This window comes from Streptococcus sp. 27098_8_51, from assembly GCF_041432205.1.
Lineage (GTDB): Bacteria > Bacillota > Bacilli > Lactobacillales > Streptococcaceae > Streptococcus.
Window position 1 is genome coordinate 37,248 of sequence record NZ_JAPVZE010000002.1, and the last position, 21,570, is coordinate 58,817.

At 43.2% G+C, this 21,570-nt stretch carries 24 protein-coding genes and 1 tRNA gene; 22 read left to right on the plus strand and 3 right to left on the minus strand.

Annotated features, from left to right (window positions below):
• Positions 1-117 precede the first annotated feature (117 nt).
• From O3622_RS02250 to pflA, 10 genes are all read left to right on the plus strand, one after another.
• A complete protein-coding gene (locus O3622_RS02250) occupies positions 118-453 on the plus strand; it encodes a hypothetical protein (RefSeq protein WP_371606958.1) in 336 nt (111 codons plus the stop codon).
• Positions 450-1,322 (plus strand): 16S rRNA (adenine(1518)-N(6)/adenine(1519)-N(6))-dimethyltransferase RsmA, encoded by an 873-nt coding sequence (gene rsmA, locus O3622_RS02255; protein ID WP_371606959.1) that lies wholly within the window; start codon positions 450-452, stop codon positions 1,320-1,322. Before O3622_RS02250 ends, rsmA begins: the two co-directional genes overlap by 4 nt.
• 1 nt (position 1,323) lies before the next feature.
• Positions 1,324-2,202 carry a ribosome small subunit-dependent GTPase A gene (gene rsgA / locus O3622_RS02260; RefSeq protein ID WP_084880047.1) on the plus strand — a complete coding sequence of 293 codons (879 nt, stop codon included), beginning with the start codon at positions 1,324-1,326 and terminating at the stop codon, positions 2,200-2,202.
• A 10-nt stretch (positions 2,203-2,212) separates the two neighbouring features.
• Positions 2,213-2,869: a ribulose-phosphate 3-epimerase gene (gene rpe, locus O3622_RS02265; protein ID WP_084880049.1), complete on the plus strand. Its 657-nt coding sequence runs from the start codon at positions 2,213-2,215 to the stop codon at positions 2,867-2,869.
• Positions 2,832-3,494 carry a thiamine diphosphokinase gene (locus O3622_RS02270; protein WP_084880050.1) on the plus strand — a complete coding sequence of 221 codons (663 nt, stop codon included), beginning with the start codon at positions 2,832-2,834 and terminating at the stop codon, positions 3,492-3,494. The genes rpe and O3622_RS02270 overlap by 38 nt, the downstream gene beginning before the upstream one ends.
• 1 nt (position 3,495) lies before the next feature.
• Positions 3,496-4,752, plus strand: a complete 1,257-nt coding sequence (gene rmuC, locus O3622_RS02275) for a DNA recombination protein RmuC (RefSeq protein WP_162285015.1) — start codon at positions 3,496-3,498, stop codon at positions 4,750-4,752.
• Positions 4,742-5,683, plus strand: a complete 942-nt coding sequence (locus O3622_RS02280) for a 3'-5' exoribonuclease YhaM family protein (protein WP_084877567.1) — start codon at positions 4,742-4,744, stop codon at positions 5,681-5,683. The genes rmuC and O3622_RS02280 overlap by 11 nt, the downstream gene beginning before the upstream one ends.
• A gap of 104 nt (positions 5,684-5,787) precedes the next feature.
• Entirely contained in the window at positions 5,788-6,615 is an 828-nt protein-coding gene (purR, locus tag O3622_RS02285; protein WP_002874197.1) for a pur operon repressor, read from the plus strand.
• Positions 6,616-6,681: 66 nt separating this feature from the next.
• A complete protein-coding gene (locus tag O3622_RS02290; protein ID WP_371606960.1) occupies positions 6,682-7,938 on the plus strand; it encodes a diaminopimelate decarboxylase in 1,257 nt (418 codons plus the stop codon).
• Positions 7,939-8,058: 120 nt separating this feature from the next.
• Positions 8,059-8,853, plus strand: a complete 795-nt coding sequence (pflA, locus tag O3622_RS02295) for a pyruvate formate-lyase-activating protein (RefSeq protein ID WP_001288281.1) — start codon at positions 8,059-8,061, stop codon at positions 8,851-8,853.
• A gap of 71 nt (positions 8,854-8,924) precedes the next feature.
• Here pflA and yidC read toward each other — a convergent pair whose 3' ends face one another.
• Both yidC and O3622_RS02305 read right to left on the minus strand, forming a co-directional pair.
• Positions 8,925-9,854 carry a membrane protein insertase YidC gene (gene yidC / locus O3622_RS02300; RefSeq protein ID WP_049479479.1) on the minus strand — a complete coding sequence of 310 codons (930 nt, stop codon included), beginning with the start codon at positions 9,852-9,854 and terminating at the stop codon, positions 8,925-8,927.
• A 77-nt stretch (positions 9,855-9,931) separates the two neighbouring features.
• Complete coding sequence (locus tag O3622_RS02305; RefSeq protein WP_001174609.1) at positions 9,932-10,210, minus strand: acylphosphatase; 279 nt, start codon at positions 10,208-10,210, stop codon at positions 9,932-9,934.
• Positions 10,211-10,243: 33 nt separating this feature from the next.
• Here O3622_RS02305 and O3622_RS02310 point away from each other — a divergent pair, with 33 nt between their 5' ends.
• From O3622_RS02310 to O3622_RS02360, 11 genes are all read left to right on the plus strand, one after another.
• Positions 10,244-10,984: an RNA methyltransferase gene (locus O3622_RS02310; protein ID WP_008289068.1), complete on the plus strand. Its 741-nt coding sequence runs from the start codon at positions 10,244-10,246 to the stop codon at positions 10,982-10,984.
• Between the two features lie 54 nt (positions 10,985-11,038).
• On the plus strand, positions 11,039-11,722 hold the full coding sequence (locus O3622_RS02315; protein ID WP_001076860.1) for a Bax inhibitor-1/YccA family protein: 684 nt from the start codon (positions 11,039-11,041) through the stop codon (positions 11,720-11,722).
• 109 nt (positions 11,723-11,831) lie between these two features.
• Positions 11,832-12,824, plus strand: a complete 993-nt coding sequence (gene asnA / locus O3622_RS02320; RefSeq protein ID WP_216732615.1) for an aspartate--ammonia ligase — start codon at positions 11,832-11,834, stop codon at positions 12,822-12,824.
• A 64-nt stretch (positions 12,825-12,888) separates the two neighbouring features.
• The gene (rsmD, locus tag O3622_RS02325; protein WP_000706939.1) at positions 12,889-13,428 is read left to right on the plus strand and encodes a 16S rRNA (guanine(966)-N(2))-methyltransferase RsmD; all 540 of its coding nucleotides are present in this window, start codon (positions 12,889-12,891) and stop codon (positions 13,426-13,428) included.
• Complete coding sequence (gene coaD, locus O3622_RS02330) at positions 13,418-13,906, plus strand: pantetheine-phosphate adenylyltransferase (protein WP_070656922.1); 489 nt, start codon at positions 13,418-13,420, stop codon at positions 13,904-13,906. The genes rsmD and coaD overlap by 11 nt, the downstream gene beginning before the upstream one ends.
• Entirely contained in the window at positions 13,890-14,927 is a 1,038-nt protein-coding gene (locus O3622_RS02335) for a SepM family pheromone-processing serine protease (RefSeq protein WP_000730772.1), read from the plus strand. Before coaD ends, O3622_RS02335 begins: the two co-directional genes overlap by 17 nt.
• Before the next feature lie 55 nt (positions 14,928-14,982).
• Positions 14,983-15,213 (plus strand): DUF1146 family protein, encoded by a 231-nt coding sequence (locus tag O3622_RS02340; protein ID WP_002892633.1) that lies wholly within the window; start codon positions 14,983-14,985, stop codon positions 15,211-15,213.
• 23 nt (positions 15,214-15,236) lie between these two features.
• A complete protein-coding gene (murA, locus tag O3622_RS02345; RefSeq protein WP_371606961.1) occupies positions 15,237-16,520 on the plus strand; it encodes a UDP-N-acetylglucosamine 1-carboxyvinyltransferase in 1,284 nt (427 codons plus the stop codon).
• Complete coding sequence (locus O3622_RS02350; protein ID WP_000739701.1) at positions 16,507-16,701, plus strand: DNA-directed RNA polymerase subunit beta; 195 nt, start codon at positions 16,507-16,509, stop codon at positions 16,699-16,701. The genes murA and O3622_RS02350 overlap by 14 nt, the downstream gene beginning before the upstream one ends.
• Before the next feature lie 40 nt (positions 16,702-16,741).
• Positions 16,742-17,566, plus strand: coding sequence for a DNA/RNA non-specific endonuclease (locus O3622_RS02355; RefSeq protein ID WP_371606962.1), 825 nt, complete (start codon positions 16,742-16,744; stop codon positions 17,564-17,566).
• A gap of 135 nt (positions 17,567-17,701) precedes the next feature.
• Positions 17,702-19,033: a hemolysin family protein gene (locus O3622_RS02360; protein ID WP_371606963.1), complete on the plus strand. Its 1,332-nt coding sequence runs from the start codon at positions 17,702-17,704 to the stop codon at positions 19,031-19,033.
• Positions 19,034-19,166: 133 nt separating this feature from the next.
• On the opposite strand, the gene O3622_RS02365 is transcribed toward O3622_RS02360, so the two are convergent.
• Positions 19,167-19,237 (minus strand) — tRNA-Cys (locus tag O3622_RS02365).
• Between the two features lie 299 nt (positions 19,238-19,536).
• On the opposite strand from O3622_RS02365, the gene O3622_RS02370 reads away from it, so the two are divergent.
• Complete coding sequence (locus O3622_RS02370) at positions 19,537-21,516, plus strand: peptide ABC transporter substrate-binding protein (protein WP_371606964.1); 1,980 nt, start codon at positions 19,537-19,539, stop codon at positions 21,514-21,516.
• Positions 21,517-21,570 lie beyond the last annotated feature (54 nt).

Sequence of the window (21,570 nt, forward strand, 5' to 3'; positions counted from 1 at the left end):
ATGGAAAGTTATGATAATAGCTAAGCACTCCCAAAATACCAGGGGAATGTGTTACAATAGAGGTACTTAGATTTATTTTGATAGCGTTAAAATAGAAACTTATAAGGACAGAACGAAATGAGAATCCGAGTTGACAGAGATTCTGTGTGTATTGGGGATGATGTATTGCCCCATGAGACAGAATTTGAGATTTCTGAAGATATGACGGTGAAAGAATTTTTTGACTTTCTAGAAAAGGAACGTTATTTGCCGTCTGTTCAAGGAAATAATGTGGCCTGGGAACTCCGTAATCGAAATGGGGAACAAGGTGTTTATTTCACCAAAACACGAGATATTATCCATCCAGATGCGGTCTTAAAAGAAATGCTGGAAGGAATTACTGAGACTCCCTTATTTGTTTTGCTCTATCATTATACCCCGGAAGCATACTATATTAGAAAAGAGAATAAATGAGAATTGCAGATTATAGCGTGACTAAGGCAGTGCTGGAGCGTCACGGTTTTACCTTTAAAAAGTCCTTCGGGCAAAATTTTCTGACGGATACCAATATCCTTCAAAAAATCGTGGATACGGCTGAAATTGATGATCAGGTTAATGTCATTGAAATCGGTCCAGGAATTGGTGCCTTGACGGAGTTTCTGGCTGAGCGTGCAGCTCAAGTTATGGCCTTTGAGATCGACCACCGTTTGGTACCGATTTTGGCAGATACCCTGCGTGATTTTGACAATGTGACAGTAGTCAACGAGGACATTCTCAAAGTTGATTTGGCGCAGCATATCCAGAGTTTCAAAAATCCAGACCTACCAATCAAGGTAGTAGCCAACTTGCCTTACTACATTACGACTCCTATTCTCATGCACTTGATCGAGAGTGGCATTCCCTTTAGTGAGTTTGTCGTCATGATGCAGAAAGAAGTCGCGGACCGTATCTCAGCCCAACCCAATACCAAGGCTTACGGTAGTTTGTCGATTGCTGTCCAGTATTACATGACAGCCAAGGTTGCCTTTATCGTGCCTCGTACGGTCTTTGTGCCAGCGCCGAATGTTGACTCGGCTATCCTGAAAATGGTACGTCGTCCAGAACCAGCTGTAGCAGTGAAAGATGAGAACTTCTTCTTTAAGGTTTCCAAGGCTAGTTTCACCCATCGTCGTAAGACCTTATGGAACAACTTAACAGGCTACTTTGGGAAAACTGATGAAGTCAAGGATAAGCTGACCAAGGCTTTGGACCAAGCAGGCTTGTTACCATCTGTGCGTGGGGAAGCACTTAGCTTGGAAGAATTTGCTAGCCTTTCAGATGCGCTTAAAGGACAAGGACTCTAAGATGCAGGGACAAATTATTAAAGCCTTGGCAGGATTCTATTATGTAGAGAGTGATGGCCAAGTCTATCAGACACGTGCGCGTGGGAATTTCCGCAAAAAAGGTCATACACCCTACGTTGGGGATTGGGTAGATTTTTCTGCCGAGGAAAATTCCGAAGGTTATATCCTCAAGATTCACGAACGGAGAAACAGTCTGGTCCGTCCGCCCATTGTCAATATTGACCAAGCTGTGGTGATCATGTCCGTCAAGGAACCGGACTTCAACAGCAACTTGTTGGATCGTTTCTTGGTTCTTTTGGAACACAAGGGCATTCATCCTATTGTTTATATTTCTAAAATGGACTTGCTGGAAGATAGGGAAGAATTAAGTTTTTACCAACAAACCTATCGTGCCATTGGTTACGACTTTGTGACTAGTAAAGAAGAACTTTTGCCTTTGTTGACAGGAAAAGTGACGGTCTTTATGGGGCAGACAGGTGTTGGAAAATCAACCCTCCTCAATAAAATCGCACCAGATCTCAATCTTGAAACAGGAGAGATCTCAGACAGTCTGGGTCGCGGTCGTCATACCACTCGAGCTGTTAGTTTTTACAACCTCAATGGGGGTAAAATCGCGGACACACCAGGCTTTTCATCACTGGATTATGAAGTGTCAACGGCTGAAGACCTCAATCAGGCCTTTCCAGAGATTGCTAGTATCAGTCGAGATTGCAAGTTCCGTAGCTGTACCCATACCCATGAGCCGTCCTGTGCGGTCAAGCCGGCTGTCGAAGAGGGTATCATTGCAACCTTCCGTTTTGACAACTACCTGCAATTTCTCAGTGAAATTGAAAATCGCAGAGAAACCTACAAAAAAGTCAGCAAAAAAATTCCAAAATAAGGAGAAACCTATGTCTCAATACAAGATTGCTCCGTCAATTCTGGCAGCAGATTATGCCAACTTTGAATGTGAAATCAAACGCCTAGAAGCAACTGGTGCAGAATATGCCCATATCGATATCATGGATGGTCACTTTGTACCGCAAATCAGTTTTGGTGCAGGTGTGGTTGAAGCTCTTCGCCCTCATAGCAAGATGGTCTTTGACTGCCACTTGATGGTAGCAAATCCTGAACATCATCTAGAAGACTTTGCGCGTGCGGGAGCGGATATCATCAGTATCCATGTGGAAGCAACGCCTCATATCCATGGCGCCCTCCAAAAAATTCGCTCTCTCGGTGTTAAACCTTCTGTGGTTATCAATCCTGGGACACCTGTGGAGGCGATTAAGCATGTGCTACACTTAGTTGACCAAGTATTAGTCATGACAGTTAACCCTGGATTTGGCGGACAAGCTTTTCTGCCTGAAACCATGGATAAGGTTCGTGAGTTGGTTACCCTTCGTGAGGAAAAAAGTTTGAACTTTGAAATTGAAGTCGATGGCGGTATTGATGACCAGACCATTGCTCAAGCCAAAGAAGCTGGTGCTACCGTTTTTGTAGCAGGGTCTTATGTCTTTAAGGGAGATGTCAATGAACGAGTGCAAACTCTTAGAAAACAATTGGACTAGGGTTGCCGTTTTTGCCGGCGGAGATCGCGGTCATTATCGGACGGATTTTGATTGTTTTGTCGGTGTGGATCGCGGTTCGCTCTGGGTCTTGGAAGAAGATCTGCCTCTCACTCTAGCAGTTGGGGATTTTGATTCCGTGACTGCAGACGAACGTCAGTTGATTCAAAAATGTGCCCAACATTTTGTCCAAGCCCAGCCAGAAAAGGATGATACGGATCTGGAATTGGCTCTTTTAACCATCTTTGAGCAAAATCCCCAGGCTCAGGTGACTATTTTCGGTGCTCTTGGTGGTCGGATCGACCACATGCTGGCCAATGTCTTTCTGCCTAGCAATCCCAAGTTGGCACCCTATATGCGCCAGATAGCGATTGAGGATGGGCAAAATGTGATTGCCTATTGTCCAGAAGGAACCAGTCAGCTAGAACCCCGATCGGACTATGACTATCTAGCCTTTATGCCAGTTCGGGATAGCCAGCTGACTATTCTTGGTGCCAAGTACGAATTGACAGAGGAGAATTTTTTCTTTAAAAAAGTATACGCTTCTAACGAATATATAGATAGGGAAGTTTCGGTGACTTGCCCTGATGGCTATGTGGTTGTCTTGCATAGCAAGGACAGGAGGTAGGATGGAGACTGTATTACTACTATTATTAATTGCCAACCTAGCTGGACTCTTTCTCATTTGGCAAAGGCAAGATAAGCAAGACAAGTACCTAGCCAAGAGCTTGGAGGATCAGGCAGACAATCTTTCAGATCAACTGGATTACCGCTTTGAACAAGCCAGACAAGCCAGCCAGCTGGATCAAAAAGACTTGGAAGTGGCTGTCAGCGACCGTTTGCAAGAAGTGCGAATGGAGTTGCACCAAGGCCTGACGCAAGTCCGTCAAGAAATGACAGATAATCTGTTGCAAACTAGAGATAAGACTGACCAACGTCTCCAAGCCCTGCAAGAATCAAATGAGCAACGTTTAGAACAAATGCGCCAGACGGTCGAGGAAAAGCTAGAAAAGACCTTGCAGACGCGCTTGCAGGCTTCCTTCGAGACAGTTTCCAAACAACTGGAGTCTGTCAATCGTGGTCTTGGAGAGATGCAGACAGTTGCCCGCGATGTTGGTGCTCTTAACAAGGTTCTCTCTGGGACCAAGACGCGAGGGATTCTGGGTGAATTGCAACTGGGGCAAATCATCGAAGACATCATGACTCCTGCCCAGTACGAACGAGAATTTGCAACGGTTGAAAACTCTAGCGAGCGAGTAGAATACGCCATCAAGTTACCTGGCCAAGGCGACCAGGAATATGTCTATTTGCCGATTGACTCCAAGTTTCCACTGGCGGATTACTACCGCCTAGAAGAAGCCTATGAAGCAGGCGATAAGGACGAAATCGAACGCTGTCGTAAGTCACTTTTAGCAAGCGTCAAGCGCTTTGCCAAGGATATCAAGAGCAAGTACATAGCGCCACCTCGGACGACCAATTTTGGAGTCTTGTTTGTTCCGACAGAAGGACTTTACTCAGAGATCGTCCGCAATCCGGTCTTCTTTGATGATTTGAGACGGGAGGAGCAGATTATTGTTGCTGGTCCAAGTACCCTATCAGCCCTGCTTAACTCTCTATCAGTTGGCTTCAAGACTCTCAATATCCAAAAGAGTGCCGACCATATCAGCAAGACTCTTGCCAGCGTCAAGACCGAGTTTGGCAAGTTTGGTGGCATTCTGGTCAAAGCACAAAAGCATCTCCAACATGCCTCTGGCAATATTGATGAATTATTAAACCGTCGTACCACAGCTATCGAGCGGACGCTCCGTCACATTGAATTATCAGAAGGTGAGCCTGCGCTTGATCTACTCCATTTCCAAGAAGATGAGGAAGAATATGAAGATTAGTCACATGAAAAAAGATGAGCTGTTTGAAGGTTTTTACCTGATTAAGTCAGCTGACCTAAGACAGACGCGTGCTGGGAAAAATTACCTAGCCTTTACCTTCCAAGACGATAGTGGCGAGATTGAAGGGAAACTCTGGGATGCCCAACCTCATAACGTTGAGACCTTTACCGCTGGGAAAGTCGTCCACATGCAGGGGCGTCGAGAAGTTTACAATAACACTCCTCAAGTCAATCAAATCACGCTTCGTTTACCTCAACCTGGGGAACCCAACGATCCAGCTGACTTCAAGGTTAAATCTCCAGTTGATGTCAAGGAAATCCGTGACTACATGTCGCAAATGATTTTCAAGATTGAAAATCCTGTCTGGCAGCGTATCGTTCGTAGTCTCTACACCAAGTATGATAAGGAATTCTACTCCTATCCAGCTGCCAAGACCAACCACCATGCCTTTGAAACGGGTTTGGCCTATCATACAGCAACCATGGTGCGCTTGGCAGATGCCATTAGTGAGATCTATCCTCAGCTCAACAAGAGCCTCCTCTATGCTGGGATTATGTTGCACGACTTGGCCAAGGTTATTGAGTTGACGGGACCAGACCAGACGGAGTATACAGTACGAGGCAATCTCCTTGGACATATCGCCCTCATCGATAGCGAAATTACCAAGACTGTCATGGAACTAGGCATCGATGATACTAGAGAAGAAGTGGTGCTACTGCGCCATGTCATCCTCAGTCACCATGGCTTACTGGAGTATGGAAGTCCAGTCCGTCCGCGCATTATGGAGGCAGAGATTATTCATATGATCGATAATCTCGATGCCAGCATGATGATGATGACAACAGCTCTTGCTTTGGTGGATAAAGGAGAAATGACCAATAAAATCTTCGCTATGGACAATCGTTCCTTCTATAAACCAGATTTAGATTAATGATTTAAGAAAAACGAGCATTTTTTACGCAATAATGTTCGTTTTTTTATGTGAATGTGGTATAATGGATAAAATATCAAAATTAAATGGAATGGTAAATAAAAATGAAATTAAGAAGAAGTGATCGGATGGTTGTCATTTCCAACTATTTGATTAATAATCCATACAAACTAACCAGTCTCAATACCTTTGCAGAAAAGTACGAATCTGCTAAATCATCGATTTCAGAGGACATCGTGATTATCAAGCGTGCCTTTGAGGAAATCGAAATCGGCCATATTCAGACTGTGACTGGAGCAGGTGGTGGCGTTATCTTTACACCATCAATCTCGAGTCATGAAGCCAAAGAAATGATCGCCGACTTGCGTGACAAACTTTCAGAAAGCGACCGTATCTTGCCAGGTGGCTACATCTACCTATCTGATTTGCTCAGTACACCTGCCATTTTGAAAAATATTGGGCGCATCATTGCCAAGAGCTTTATGGACCAAAAAATCGATGCCGTTATGACAGTAGCAACAAAAGGTGTGCCACTCGCAAATGCAGTTGCCAATGTCCTCAACGTTCCATTTGTCATTGTGCGCCGTGACTTGAAAATTACCGAAGGTTCAACGGTCAGCGTCAACTATGTTTCAGGTTCCAGCGGTGACCGCATTGAGAAAATGTTCCTTTCAAAACGCAGTCTCAAGGCAGGCAGTCGTGTCTTGATTGTGGATGACTTCTTGAAAGGCGGCGGAACTGTCAACGGGATGATTAGTCTCTTGCGTGAGTTTGATTCTGAACTAGCTGGTGTCGCAGTCTTTGCAGACAATGCCCAAGAAGAACGTGAAAAGCAGTTTGATTACAAGTCACTCTTGAAAGTAACCAATATTGATGTTAAGAACCAATCCATCGATGTTGAGATTGGAAATATCTTTGACGAAGACAAATAAGAGATAGAACTAAAGGTTGGAACGATTGTCCCAGCCTTTCTTTGCAAACAGAATAGAAGGATGCTTATGAAAACACCATTTATCAGCCGTGAAGATTTAGAAACAATTGTTGCAGAGTTCCCGACTCCCTTTCACTTGTATGATGAGAAGGGGATTCGTGAAAAAGCAAGAGCAGTCAACCAGGCCTTTTCTTGGAATAAGGGATTCAAAGAATATTTTGCCGTCAAGGCCACTCCAACCCCAGCCATCTTGAAAATCCTCCAAGAGGAAGGTTGTGGTGTGGACTGTTCTAGTTATGTGGAACTTTTGATGAGCCATAAACTGGATTTCCCCGGTTCTGAGATCATGTTCTCATCAAACAATACGCCAGACCAAGAGTACGCTTATGCGCGTGAATTGGGTGCAACTATTAACTTGGATGCCTTTGAAGATATTGAACATCTGGAGCGTGCAGCAGGTATTCCAGAAATCATCTCTTGTCGTTACAATCCTGGAGGCGTTTTTGAGCTAGGAACAGATATCATGGACAATCCTGGAGAAGCCAAGTTTGGCATGACCAAGGACCAGCTTTTTGAAGCCTTTGCGATTTTGAAGGAAAAAGGAGCCAAGACTTTTGGGATTCACTCTTTCCTAGCATCCAATACTGTCACCCATCTCTACTACCCAGAGTTGGCTCGTCAGCTTTTTGAATTGGCTGTTGAAATCAAGGAAAAGTTGGGTATTTCACTGGACTTTATTAATCTATCTGGCGGAATCGGTGTCAACTATCGCCCAGACCAGAAGCCAAATGACATCGCTGTGATTGGTGAAGGGGTGCGTAAGGTTTATGAGGAAGTTCTTACGCCAGCAGGACTTGGTCAGGTCAAGATTTTCACCGAATTGGGACGTTTTATGCTGGCACCCCACGGAGTTCTCGTCACAAAAGTCACCCATAAAAAGAAAACCTATCGTACCTATCTAGGTGTGGATGCATCAGCAGTCAACCTCATGCGACCAGCCATGTACGGTGCCTATCATCATATCAGCAATCTGACGCAACCAGACGGACCAGTTGAGGTGGTAGACGTGGTCGGTTCACTCTGTGAAAACAATGATAAATTTGCAGTGAATCGCGAACTACCTCATACAGAAATCGGCGATTTGCTGGTGATTCATGATACAGGTGCACATGGATTCTCTATGGGTTACCAGTACAATGCCAAACTACGCTCGGCAGAAATTCTCTATACCGAAGAAGGAAAAGCCCGCCAAATCCGCCGTGCAGAGCGCCCTGAGGACTATTTCGCAACCTTATATGGTTTTGATTTTGAACCAGATCACTAAAAGGGAATGAAAATGAAAGTGAAAAACAGATTGCTTTCTAAAAAATAGACAAAAAACCTTGTTTTTCATCTCACTCGTGATATAATAAAACTATAAAACGGTTTCAAGGAAGGTGACGATATGTCTGAAGAAACAATTGACTATGGACAAGTGACAGGAATGGTGCATTCGACAGAGAGTTTTGGGGCGGTAGATGGCCCTGGGATTCGGTTTATTGTCTTTTTGCAGGGCTGTCACATGCGTTGCCAGTACTGCCATAACCCAGACACATGGGCTATGGAGACCAATAAATCACGCGAACGGACAGTAGACGATGTCTTGACAGAAGCCCTTCGCTACCGTGGTTTCTGGGGAGACAAGGGAGGAATCACTGTCAGTGGTGGAGAAGCCCTCTTACAGATTGATTTCCTAATTGCCCTCTTTACCAAGGCCAAGGAAAAAGGAATCCACTGTACCTTGGATACCTGTGCCCTTCCGTTCCGTAATAAACCACGTTATCTCGAAAAGTTTAATAAACTCATGGCGGTAACAGACTTGGTTCTTCTGGATATCAAGGAAATCAACGAAGAACAGCACAAGATTGTCACAAGCCAAACCAATAAAAACATCTTGGCCTGTGCCCAGTACCTATCAGATATCGGGAAGCCTGTTTGGATTCGCCACGTGCTGGTTCCAGGATTGACAGATAGAGATGAGGATTTGATCGAACTTGGTAAGTTTGTCAAGACCCTCAAAAATGTTGACAAGTTTGAAATCCTACCTTATCATACGATGGGAGAATTCAAGTGGCGTGAACTTGGGATTCCTTATTCGCTTGAAGGGGTCAAACCTCCAACAGCAGACCGTGTCAAGAATGCCAAGGAATTGATGGATACAGAAAGTTACCAAGATTACATGAAACGTGTTCATGGATAAAAAAGAAGCCTGATGGAGACATCGGGCTTTTGTGATGCAAAAAGACTTAGCCTCTCAGCTAAGCCTTTTTCTTATTTTCTAGAATGTTGTTTACCAGCATTGCGTTTTTTATGTTTCTTATTAGTCATGATCGCAGTTGCTTGGTTTGGAGTGACATCTTTGCGTCCGCCTCCAGTTGAAAATGAACTTGCTTTTGGTGGGTTTTTTGCAAATTCTTCACGAACTTTTTTGCGGAGTTTTGGACGAACAACATAGTTAACGATGAACTGTTGGAGAATCATCATGAAACCACCGACAACCCAGTAAAGCGTCACACTGGCTGGTGCGAAGAGGGAGAAGACGACAATCATGAGTGGACTCACGTAAATCATTCTTTTTAGTTGATCTCTTTGCATCTCGTCTTCTACTCCATGAAGTGAAAGAAGTGATTGGAGATAGTAGAGGATACCAGCGAAAGCGACAAGGAGCAGACTTGGTGAACCAAGATCGATACCCAAGAAGGTAGAGCTAGCTACCCCGTCAGTGTATTGGGCTGCAAAGTAGATAGCAGAGAAGAAAGGCATTTGAATGAGGATAGGGAAACATCCTACACCACCGAACATGCTAATGCCATGTTCTTTCTGAGCTGCAAAGAGAGCTTGTTGAGCCTCAAGTTTTTCTTCTTGAGTGGTTGCTTCTTTGAGACGTGTTTGATGTGGTTCAAGCACGTGTTTGAGGGCATTCATCTTTTCAGAGTGAAGCGTTGCCTTCCATGATTGGTAGATACCAAGTGGCAAGATAATCAAGCGCACGATGATGGTTACGATGATGATAGCCACACCAAAGCCTAGACCTTTATCAGTAGCGAAGTACTTGATAGCTTCAGCCATAGGTGCTCCGATGGTATTCCAAATCAATCCTGTAGGTTGTCCTGTGGCTTTGTCTACTTGGACACAGCCTGTCAAGACGAGTAGCATAGCCACTCCCATAGCAGAGAGGGCAAAACGTTTAATAGATTTCAATGTTTTCATTCCTTCTTTAAAAATTATACCTTTCTATTCTACTGTTTTTTTGTAAAATATACAATAGTTCTAGAGACCTAATTTGCGACTTTGAAGTCCGAATAGGATGAAAAGTTGCTCATTTGTACATCTAGATAGGTAACTTTTGAAAAAGGTGTCGGACCTTTTCGGATTTCTTGGATAAATTTTGCCATAGTGGCAGAGGAGTCTGCCTGAGCAAGAATTTCCACTGTGCCATCGTCGTTATTCCAGACACGACCAGTGATGCCACCGATTTCAAGAGCTAAAGTAACAACACCCCAACGAAAACCAACACCCTGCACCCTGCCTTGGGCAATCATTCTAACCTTTTGCATACCAAACCCCTTTGATTGTGTTATAATATTTCTATGACTATTATAACCTCAAAAGCCAATTCTGTGGTAAAAAATGCCAAGAAATTACATCAAAAAAAATATCGAAAGTCTGCTTATTTGATTGAAGGCTGGCACTTATTCGAAGAAGCTGTTCAAGCAGGAGTGACGATTGAAAAGGTCTTTGCCCTAGAAAGTTACCGAGATCAGCTAGTTGCTTTTCCTCAAACTATTTGGGTTTCAGAGGAGATTTTGCTAGATTTGGCAGATACGCAAACTCCTCAAGGCATTGTTGCAGTGATTCAAAAAGAAGAAGTGGGACTGCCTGATCTCCATCAGGGCAAGTATCTATTTTTAGAGGATGTTCAAGATCCTGGTAATGTGGGCACCATGATTCGGACGGCGGATGCGGCAGGTTTTACAGGGGTTATTGTTTCAGACAAGTCAGCAGATATATACAGTCTCAAGACCCTGCGTTCCATGCAAGGAAGTCATTTTCATTTGCCTATCTATCGTATGCCTCTTGTCAGCTTTGTAGAAGAGGCAAAGAAGAGCAATTTGCCCATTCTGGCAACGACCTTATCGAGAGAGTCAAAGGATTATCGTGAGCTTTCTTCACTAGAGAACTTTGTTTTAGTCATGGGAAATGAAGGGCAGGGGATTAGTTCTGTCATGGCTGAGAGTGCTGATCAGCTGGTTCATATTGGCATGAAAGGCCGAGCAGAAAGTCTCAACGTAGCAGTTGCAGCAGGAATTTTGATGTTTTATTTTAGCTAATTTATAAAATCTTTGTTATAATCAAGACATATTTATAGAAAAAGGAGAATCAGAATGAATCAAACGATTATTCAAGAACGTTCAGGTCTTAATCAATTTTACGCTAAGGTTTATGCTTTTGTGGGACTTGGGATTGGTCTATCGGCTCTCGTGTCAGCTTTGATGTTGACAGTCTTCCAAGCTCAATTGACTTACTTTTTAATGCATGGCCGTCTCTGGTTGATGATTGCAACTTTTGCAGAACTTGGTTTAGTCTTTGTTGCAAGTAGCATGGCTACAAAAAATAGCCCAGCAGCTCTCCCAGTATTTTTAGTTTATTCTGTTTTAAATGGCTTTACGCTCAGCTTTGTCGTAGCCCTCTATACACCTGGGACCGTCTTATCAGCCTTTGTATCCAGTGCCCTTCTCTTCTTTGTCATGGCGGCAATCGGAATTTTCACCAAGAAAGATTTGAGTGGAATGGGACGAGCTCTGATGGCTGCGCTTGTCGGGTTAATTATTGCCATGGTCGTTAACCTCTTTCTAGCCAATAGTTTCTTTGACTACATGATTAGTATTGCCATGGTCTTGGTTTTCTCAGGTTTGATTGCTTGGGACAACCAAAAGATTCGCTATGTTTATGAGCAGTCACGAGGGCAAGTAGCGACAGGATGGGTCATCTCAATGGCGCTCAGCATCTATCTAGACTTTATCAACCTCTTCCTTAGCATCTTACGAATCTTTGGTCGAAATGATTAATGAATGACAGAGTCAGTGTTCAAAAGAGCACTGACTTTTTCTTATTTACTCTTTTCTTTTCTTGGAAATAGGTGTATAATGCTTTTAACTAATTTTTGAGGAGCTGTTTATGAAGAAAAGTTTTATTCATCAACAAGAAGAAATTTCCTTTGTCAAAAACACTTTTACCCAGTATTTGAAAGATAAGTTAGAAGTTGTTGAAGTTCAAGGTCCTATCTTGAGCAAGGTCGGGGATGGGATGCAGGACAACCTGTCAGGTATCGAAAATCCAGTATCCGTCAAGGTTTTGCAGATTCCAGATGAAACCTATGAAGTCGTTCACTCACTTGCCAAATGGAAACGCCACACCTTAGCCCGTTTTGGTTTCGGTGAAGGTGAGGGTCTATTTGTTCACATGAAGGCCCTTCGTCCAGACGAAGATTCGCTTGATGCGACCCACTCAGTTTATGTGGACCAGTGGGACTGGGAGAAGGTTATCCCAAATGGTCAACGCAATATCGCCTATCTCAAAGAAACCGTTGAGAAGATTTACAAGGCTATTCGTCTAACAGAGCTAGCCGTAGAAGCCCGCTACGATATCGAATCCATCTTGCCAAAACAAATCACCTTTATCCATACAGAAGAGTTGGTAGAACGCTATCCAGACCTAACACCGAAAGAGCGTGAAAATGCGATCTGTAAAGAGTTTGGTGCAGTCTTCTTGATTGGTATCGGTGGCGAGTTGCCTGATGGCAAACCTCATGACGGCCGCGCACCTGACTACGATGACTGGACAACAGAGTCTGAAAATGGCTACAAGGGGTTGAATGGCGATATTCTCGTTTGGAACGAATCTCTTGGTTGTGCCTTTGAACTTTCATCAATGGGGATTCGGGTAGATGAGGATACCCTTCGTCGCCAAGTGGCTCTTACAGGGGACGAAGATCGTCTTGAGCTGGAATGGCATAAAGCCTTGCTTAACGGCCTTTTCCCACTGACAATTGGTGGGGGTATCGGACAGTCTCGGATGGCCATGTTCCTTCTTCGTAAGAAACACATCGGAGAGGTTCAGACCAGTGTCTGGCCTCAAGAAGTCCGCGATACGTACGAAAATATTTTGTAGAGAATCGAACCGCAAGGTTCGGTTTTCTTTCTCTTTTTGCCTATAATTTGGTATAATAAACGGTATGAAAATCGTATCAGGAATCTACGGAGGGCGTCCCCTCAAGACGCTAGAAGGCAAGACGACGAGGCCGACATCAGATAAGGTGCGTGGAGCTATCTTTAACATGATAGGTCCCTATTTTGAGGGCGGTCGTGTCTTGGATCTCTATGCTGGCAGTGGTGGTTTATCCATTGAGGCAGTCTCGCGTGGGATGTCCCATGCTGTCTTAGTGGAACGGGATCGAAAGGCGCAAGCTATCATCGCTGAAAACATCCAAATGACCAAGGAAGCTTCCAAATTTCAACTCTTAAAGATGGAGGCTGAACGGGCCTTGGAGCAAGTGAAAGGTCCCTTTGACCTGGTCTTTTTAGACCCTCCCTATGCCAAGGAACAAATCGTTGCAGATATCGAAAAAATGGCAGAAAGAAACCTTTTCTCCGAAGAGATCATGGTTGTCTGTGAAACCGATAAGTCTGTAGAACTACCAGAAGAAATCGCCTGCTTAGGTATCTGGAAGGAAAAAATATATGGGATTAGTAAGGTGACGGTCTATGTCAGATAAAATTGGATTATTTACAGGTTCATTTGATCCTATGACAAATGGACATCTGGATATCATTGAACGTGCCAGCAAACTCTTTGATAAGCTCTATGTCGGGGTGTTCTACAATCCCCACAAACAAGGCTTTCTCCCTGTTGAAAACCGCAAACGGGCAGTCGAAAAAGCGGTGGCGCATTTAGATAATGTAGAGGTGCTGGCTTCTCATGACCAACTAGTCGTCGATGTTGCAAGAAGACTGGGTGCTAAGACCCTTGTCCGTGGCTTGCGAAATACCACCGACTTGCAATACGAGTCTAGTTTTGACTACTACAATCATCAACTGGCTCCAGAAATCGAAACCATTTACCTATATAGCCACCCAGAGCATCTTTATATCAGCTCTTCGGCCGTGAGAGAACTTCTGAAGTTTGGTCAGGAGATTCAGCAATATGTCCCAAACAGTGTTGTGGAGGAATTAGAACATGAAGAAAAAAACTAGATGGCCCTTATATGTCATCCTAGCACTAGTATTGACTTTTTTAGCCTTTGTAGTACCTTTACCTTACTACATAGAAGTTCCAGGTGGAGCGGAAGATATTCGTCGCGTTTTGAAAGTCAATGAAACAGAAGACACAGAAGCAGGAGCTTACCAGTTTGTGACAGTTGGGATCCGACATGCAACTCTATCGCATCTTGTCTATGCCTGGTTAACACCTTTCACGGATATTAGAAGTGCCAAGGAGACTACAGGTGGCTCTACTGATGCGGAGTTTATGCGGATCAATCAGTTCTACATGCAAACTTCTCAAAACATGGCCAAGTATCAGGGATTAAAGACGGCTGGAAAGGATATTGAACTCAAGTATCTAGGAGTCTATGTCTTAACCGTGACGGACAATTCAACTTTTAAGGGCATTCTGAACATTGCAGATACCGTGACGGCTGTTAATGACAAAACGTTTGACAGTTCAAAAGACTTGGTCGACTATGTCAATTCTCAACAATTAGGAGACACGGTCAAGGTAACCTATGAAGAAGACGGAAAAGTCAAGTCTGCTGAGGGTAAAATCATCACTCTCGAAAACGGGAAAAACGGAATTGGGATTGGTTTGATTGACCGTACGGAAGTGACCAGTGATGTTCCAATTCGCTTTTCAACAGCTGGTATCGGCGGACCAAGTGCCGGTCTTATGTTTAGTCTAGCTATTTACACCCAGATAGCAGATCCAGGTCTTCGCAATGGGCGTATCGTAGCAGGTACAGGTACCATCGATCGTGATGGAAATGTTGGCGACATCGGTGGAATTGACAAAAAAGTAGTTGCAGCCTCTCGTCAGGGAGCCAACATCTTTTTTGCTCCTGACAATCCAGTCACCGAGGAAGCAAAAAAAGCAGATCCCAATGCGAAAAGCAACTATGAAACAGCCCTAGAAGCTGCTAAAACGATCAAAACAGAGATGAAAATCGTTCCCGTTAAGACCTTGCAGGATGCGATTGATTACCTTAAAAACAATCCCTAATTCGTAGAAAAATTGAAAACTAGCGCGCAAGCGGATAAGATGGTATAATAGTCAAATGGTTCAATTATTATTCACTCTAAGTAGTCATATACTCTTTATTTATTTGAGTTTTTACCTTTTGAAGGATCTTGTGAGATGGGAAAAGGTTTTGAAAGTGACCGCTACGAACACAAAAAAGGTTCGTTTGTTGGTAGGCTTCTTTAGTATTGTGATGGGCTATATCTTGAGTTCATTCTTTATCAGTTTGTACCAACTGTGGCAAGAAGCGCTTAGAGGACTATTATAAAATCAAAAGTAAAGGAAACAACTATGGAAAAAATTGTGGTTCAAGGCGGGGATAATCGTCTGGTCGGGAGTGTGACGATCGAGGGAGCAAAGAATGCAGTCTTGCCCTTGTTGGCAGCGACTATTCTAGCAAGCAAGGGTAAGACAGTCTTGCAGAACGTCCCAATCTTGTCAGATGTTTTCACCATGAATCAAGTGGTTCGAGGTCTGAATGCCAAGGTGGACTTTGATGAGGAAGCACATGTTGTCGAGGTTGATGCGACTGTTGATATCACGGAGGAAGCTCCATACAAGTATGTCAGCAAGATGCGGGCATCCATCGTTGTCTTGGGACCAATCCTTGCTCGTGTAGGCCATGCCAAAGTTTCTATGCCAGGGGGATGTACCATCGGGAGTCGTCCCATCGACCTCCACCTCAAAGGTTTGGAAGCTATGGGGGCAAAGATTACCCAGACAGCTGGTTACATCGAAGCTAAGGCAGAACGCCTGCATGGCGCTCATATCTACATGGACTTCCCAAGTGTTGGCGCAACACAAAACCTCATGATGGCGGCAACTCTAGCTGATGGAGTGACGGTCATTGAAAATGCTGCGCGTGAGCCAGAAATTGTTGACCTCGCTATTCTCCTTAATGAGATGGGAGCTAAGGTCAAGGGAGCTGGTACCGAAACCATCACAGTGACTGGTGTCGAGGAACTCCATGGAACAACTCATAATGTGGTACAGGATCGTATCGAAGCAGGAACCTTTATGGTGGCGGCAGCTATGACTGGTGGAGATGTTCTCGTTCGTGATGCCGTCTGGGAACACAATCGCCCCTTGATTTCAAAACTACTTGAAATGGGTGTTGAAGTGACAGAGGAATCAGAAGGTATCCGTGTTCGTTCTCAACTTGAAAATCTCAAGGCTGTTCATGTAAAAACCTTACCGCACCCAGGATTCCCAACAGATATGCAGGCACAATTTACAGCTCTGATGACCGTCGCAAAAGGGGAATCCACCATGGTGGAGACGGTGTTTGAGAATCGCTTCCAACACTTGGAGGAAATGCGCCGTATGGGCTTGCATTCAGAGATTATCCGTGACACAGCTCGTATTGTTGGGGGACAAGCTTTACAGGGGGCAGAAGTTTTATCAACGGACCTTCGCGCTAGTGCTGCTTTGATTTTGACAGGTCTGGTGGCACAGGGAGAAACAGTTGTTGGTAAGCTAGTTCACCTTGATAGAGGTTACTACCGTTTCCATGAGAAATTGGCTCAGCTAGGAGCGAAGATTCAGCGAATCGAGGCAAATGATGAAGAAGAATAAAAACTTACGCTATGTACTCCGTCGTTTACTGTTGATTTTTATCGTACTATTGCTAGGCTTTCTGGCTTTAGGAATCGGCTTGATGGTTGGTTATGGCATCCTAGGAAAGGGACAGGATCCATGGGCTATATTGTCTCCAGCAAAGTGGCAGGAATTGATTAGCAAATTTACAGGAAATTAGACTGGGAGACCAGTCTTTTTCTAAAGAAATAAGGAGAAAAATGGACAAAAAAACAAGACAAGCTCTGATAGGATTACTTCTATTCTTACTCTTGGCTGCTGGAAGCTACTACATCAAGCAGATGCAGTCAGTACCAAATAGCCCTAGAACCAAGGTTAGTCAGAAAAAACAAGCTTCAGAAGCACCCAGTCAGGAGCTAGCTGAAAGTGTCTTAACTGAGTCAATCAAAAATCAAATCAAGGGGGGGCTCGAGTGGAATGGAGCAGGGGCCTTCATTGTCAATGGCAATAAAACCAATCTAGATGCCAAGGTTTCTAGCAAACCCTATGCGGATAATAAGACAAAGATAGTTGGAAAAGAAACAGTCCCGACTGTTGCCAATGCCATCTTATCCAAAGCGACTCGGCAGTATAAGAACCGTGAAGAAACAGGCAACGGCTCAACCTCCTGGACGCCACCAGGATGGCATCAGGTCAAGAATCTAAAGGGAGCCTATACACACGCAGTAGATAGGGGGCACTTATTGGGTTATGCCTTGATAGGTGGGTTAGATGGCTTTGATGCTTCTACCAGCAATCCCAAGAACATTGCAGTCCAGACAGCTTGGGCAAACCAAGCACAGGCTGAAGATTCGACAGGTCAGAACTACTATGAGAGTTTGGTCAGAAAAGCCTTGGACCAAAATAAGAGGGTCCGTTATCGGGTGACGCTCCACTATGCGACAAATGAGGACCTAGTTCCATCCGCTTCACAAATCGAAGCCAAGTCTTCAGATGGCGAATTGGAATTCAATGTCCTAATCCCCAATGTTCAAAAGGGAATCCAGCTTGATTACCGAACAGGGCAAGTAACAGTGACGGATTAGAAACAATAGATACTATAAAAACAGCTCCTTTGTCTTCTAGAGGCAGGGGAGTTGTTCTTTAAATGAAAAATAATGTGAATCCTGAGGGATTTTATGATATAATGGAACACAAGATACTATTTTAGGAGAAGGACTATGGAAGACCCGAGCAGTCAGAATTTGTTGCTACAGTTTGTATTGTTATTTATCTTGACCCTGTTAAATGCTTTTTTCTCAGCCACTGAAATGGCTATGGTGTCACTAAACCGTTCCCGAGTGGAGCAAAAGGCAGAAGAGGGAGACAAACGTTACGTTCGTTTGTTAAAGGTACTTGAAAATCCTAACCACTTTTTATCAACAATTCAAGTTGGTATCACGTTAATTACCATCTTGTCAGGGGCTAGTTTAGCAGAAACGCTAGGACGCGAAATCGCATCTTGGATAGGAAATAGTGAAACAGCTTATGCCATTGCAAGCCTCCTCTCTTTGGCATTCTTGACCTACATCTCTATTGTTTTTGGTGAACTCTATCCTAAACGGATTGCCCTCAATCTCAAAGATGCTTTGGCAATTCGAACAGCACCAATTATTATTGGTCTTGGGAAGATTGTCAGTCCCTTTGTCTGGTTGTTATCTGCTTCAACCAATCTCTTGAGTCGTTTAACGCCAATGACCTTTGATGATGCGGATGAAAAAATGACTCGAGATGAAATTGAGTACATGTTGACTAAGAGCGAAGAAACACTGGATGCAGATGAAATTGAAATGCTACAGGGGATCTTTTCTCTAGATGAACTAATGGCTCGTGAGCTAATGGTGCCTCGTACAGATGCCTTTATGGTAGATATTCAGGATGACAGTCAAACCATTATCCAAAGTATTCTAAAGCAAAATTTCTCACGTATCCCTGTTTACGATGGGGATAAGGACAATGTGATTGGTTTGATTCATACCAAGCGTTTGCTAAACGCCGCCTATGCAGATGGCTTTGAAAATATTGTCTGGAAGAAGATCTTACAAGATCCACTCTTTGTCCCTGAAACTATTTTTGTGGATGACTTGCTAAAAGAATTGCGAAATACCCAAAACCAAATGGCCATTTTACTAGACGAATACGGTGGTATGGCTGGTTTGGTAACTCTAGAAGATCTTTTAGAAGAGATTGTCGGTGAGATCGATGACGAGACGGATAGGGCAGAAATCGAAGTCCATCAAATCGGTGAGGACACCTATATTGCACAGGGAACCATGAATCTTAACGACTTCAATGACTACTTTGGTGTCGAACTAGAAAGCGATGATGTGGATACCATCGCCGGTTATTATTTGACGGGTGTTGGTACGATTCCAACAACTGAAAAAATCAGTTATGAACTGGTCAGTCAAAACAAACAAATCGTCCTGACCAATGATAAGGTGAAAAATGGACGTGTTACCAAGGTAAAAGTTCAAATCACAGAACTAGAACCTGAAGAAGAAACAGAATAAAGCAGTGACTTGAGTCACTGCTTTTTGTAAATCTATATGGTAGGTACAGTTGTCCCCACTTATTAGGAATAACAAAAAAGCCCGATTTTTCAGGCTCTCTGTCTCGTTGAATTCTGATAAAACAGATGATATAAGGCGGTAGACGGATTTGAACCGACGATCAAGCTTTTGCAGAGCCGTGCCTTACCACTTGGCTATACCGCCTCAACGTTTATTATTATACCTTGAAAATCATTTCCCGTCAATAGTTTCTTATTCTAAAATCCAATTTAGGAAAACAGATGATGATCGAAGAAGTGAGAAAAAGCTTGTAAAAATCCCATTCTAAAGAGGGTCGGACTAGAAAGTATTTCTTCCAGAAACAAATAAAGAATGCAAAAATTTTGACAAATAGAAGTTTTTTGAGGGTATACGCCTAAATATTCTGAAAATTCGTTTACTTTTTAGATAATATATGATATAATTGACAATAAGCCTAAATTTTTCAAAGAGGAGTTAACAATATGAAAAAAAGTAGAGTATTTGTCGCAGCAGGAATTGCCCTATTAGCAACTGGCGTTTTAGCTGCTTGTGGTTCTTCAAAATCATCTGATTCAACAGCGCCAAAAAATTATGGTTATGTTTATACAGCTGATCCAGAAACGTTGGATTACCTCATTTCAGGGAAACAAAGTACTAAGGTTGCCACTTCAAATGGTATCGATGGTCTTTTCACAAACGATAAGTATGGGAACCTAGTTCCTGCAGTTGCAGAGGACTGGTCCGTTTCAAAAGATGGTTTGACTTATACTTACAAGATTCGTAAAGGAGTCAAATGGTTTACATCTGACGGAGAAGAGTACGCAGAAGTTACTGCCAAAGACTTTGTAAATGGTTTGAAACACGCAGCTGATAACAAGTCAGAAGCTCTTTACCTAGCAGAAAATTCTGTTAAAGGTTTGTCTGATTATTTATCAGGCAATTCAAAAGATTTTTCTTCAGTAGGTGTAAAGGCAGTTGATGATTATACTCTTGAGTATACTTTGAACCAACCAGAACCATACTGGAACTCTAAGATGGCTTATTCAATCTTCTGGCCATTGAACGAAGATTTTGAAAAATCAAAAGGAGCTGACTTTGCTAAAGCAACAGACCCTACATCCTTGCTTTACAATGGTCCATTCTTGCTGAAAGGGTTGACTGCTAAGTCTTCTATCGAGTTCGCTAAAAATGAAAACTACTGGGACAAAGACAATGTTCATCTCGATAAAGTTACTCTTGCTTTCTATGATGGATCAGACCAAGAGTCGCTTGAGCGTAACTTTACAAGCGGAGCTTATAGCTATGCCCGTCTCTTCCCTACAAGTTCAAACTACTCTAAGGTAGCAGAAAGCTACAAGGAAAATATCTACTACAATCCATCAGGACCTGGTATTGGTGGTTTGGGTGTGAATATTGACCGTCAAGGATACAAATACACTTCTAAGACAACTGACGAGGAGAAGACTTCTACTAAGAAAGCCCTTCTTAACAAAGATTTCCGTCAGGCTTTGAACTTTGCCTTTGACCGTACGTCTTACTCAGCACAAATTAATGGTAAAGAAGGCGCTCCTCTTGCAGTTCGTAACCTCTTTGTGAAACCTACCTTTGTCTCAGCAGGCGAAAAAACTTTCGGTGACTTGGTAACTGAAAAGATGGCTGCTTATGGTGATGAATGGAAGAACGTAAACTTTGCGGATGGTCAAGATGGACTCTTCAACGCCGATAAAGCTAAAGCAGAATTTGCCAAAGCTAAAACTGCATTGGAAGCAGAAGGTGTGAAATTCCCTATCCACTTGGATATCCCAGTAGACCAAACTTCTAAAGCCTATATTGCACGTATCCAATCCTTCAAACAATCTGTTGAAACAGTACTTGGTGAAGATAATGTGGTTATCGATATCCAACAAATTTCTAAAGATGAGTTGAACAATATCACTTACTATGCTGCAAACGCTGCGGCAGAAGATTGGGACCTCTCAGGAGCAGTTGGATGGAACCCTGACTACGAAGATCCATCAACTTATCTTGATATCTTGAAGACAACGAATGCTGAACAAACAAAAACATACATGGGTTACGAAGGTGCAGATAATGCTGCAGCTGCCCAAGTTGGTTTGAAAGAATACGATAAGTTGGTTGATGAAGCAGGAAAAGAAACAAGTGACTTGAATGTTCGTTATGAAAAATACGCAGCTGCCCAAGCTTGGTTGACAGACAGCTCACTCTTCTTGCCAGCTATGGCATTAAGTGGTGCTGCACCAATCATTTCTCGTGTTGTACCATTCTCTGCATCATACAGCCAATCTGGAGATAAGGGTTCAGATGTATACTTCAAATATATTCAGTTGCAAGACAAGGTTGTAACCAAAGCTGACTATGAACAAGCTCGTGAGAAATGGCTCAAAGAGAAAAAAGAATCAAACGAAAAAGTTCAAAAAGAATTGGCTAATCACGTTAAATAAATAACTCTCAAGAGAACTTTCTCTCCATGAGGAGAAGGTTCTTTTGGGATTTTA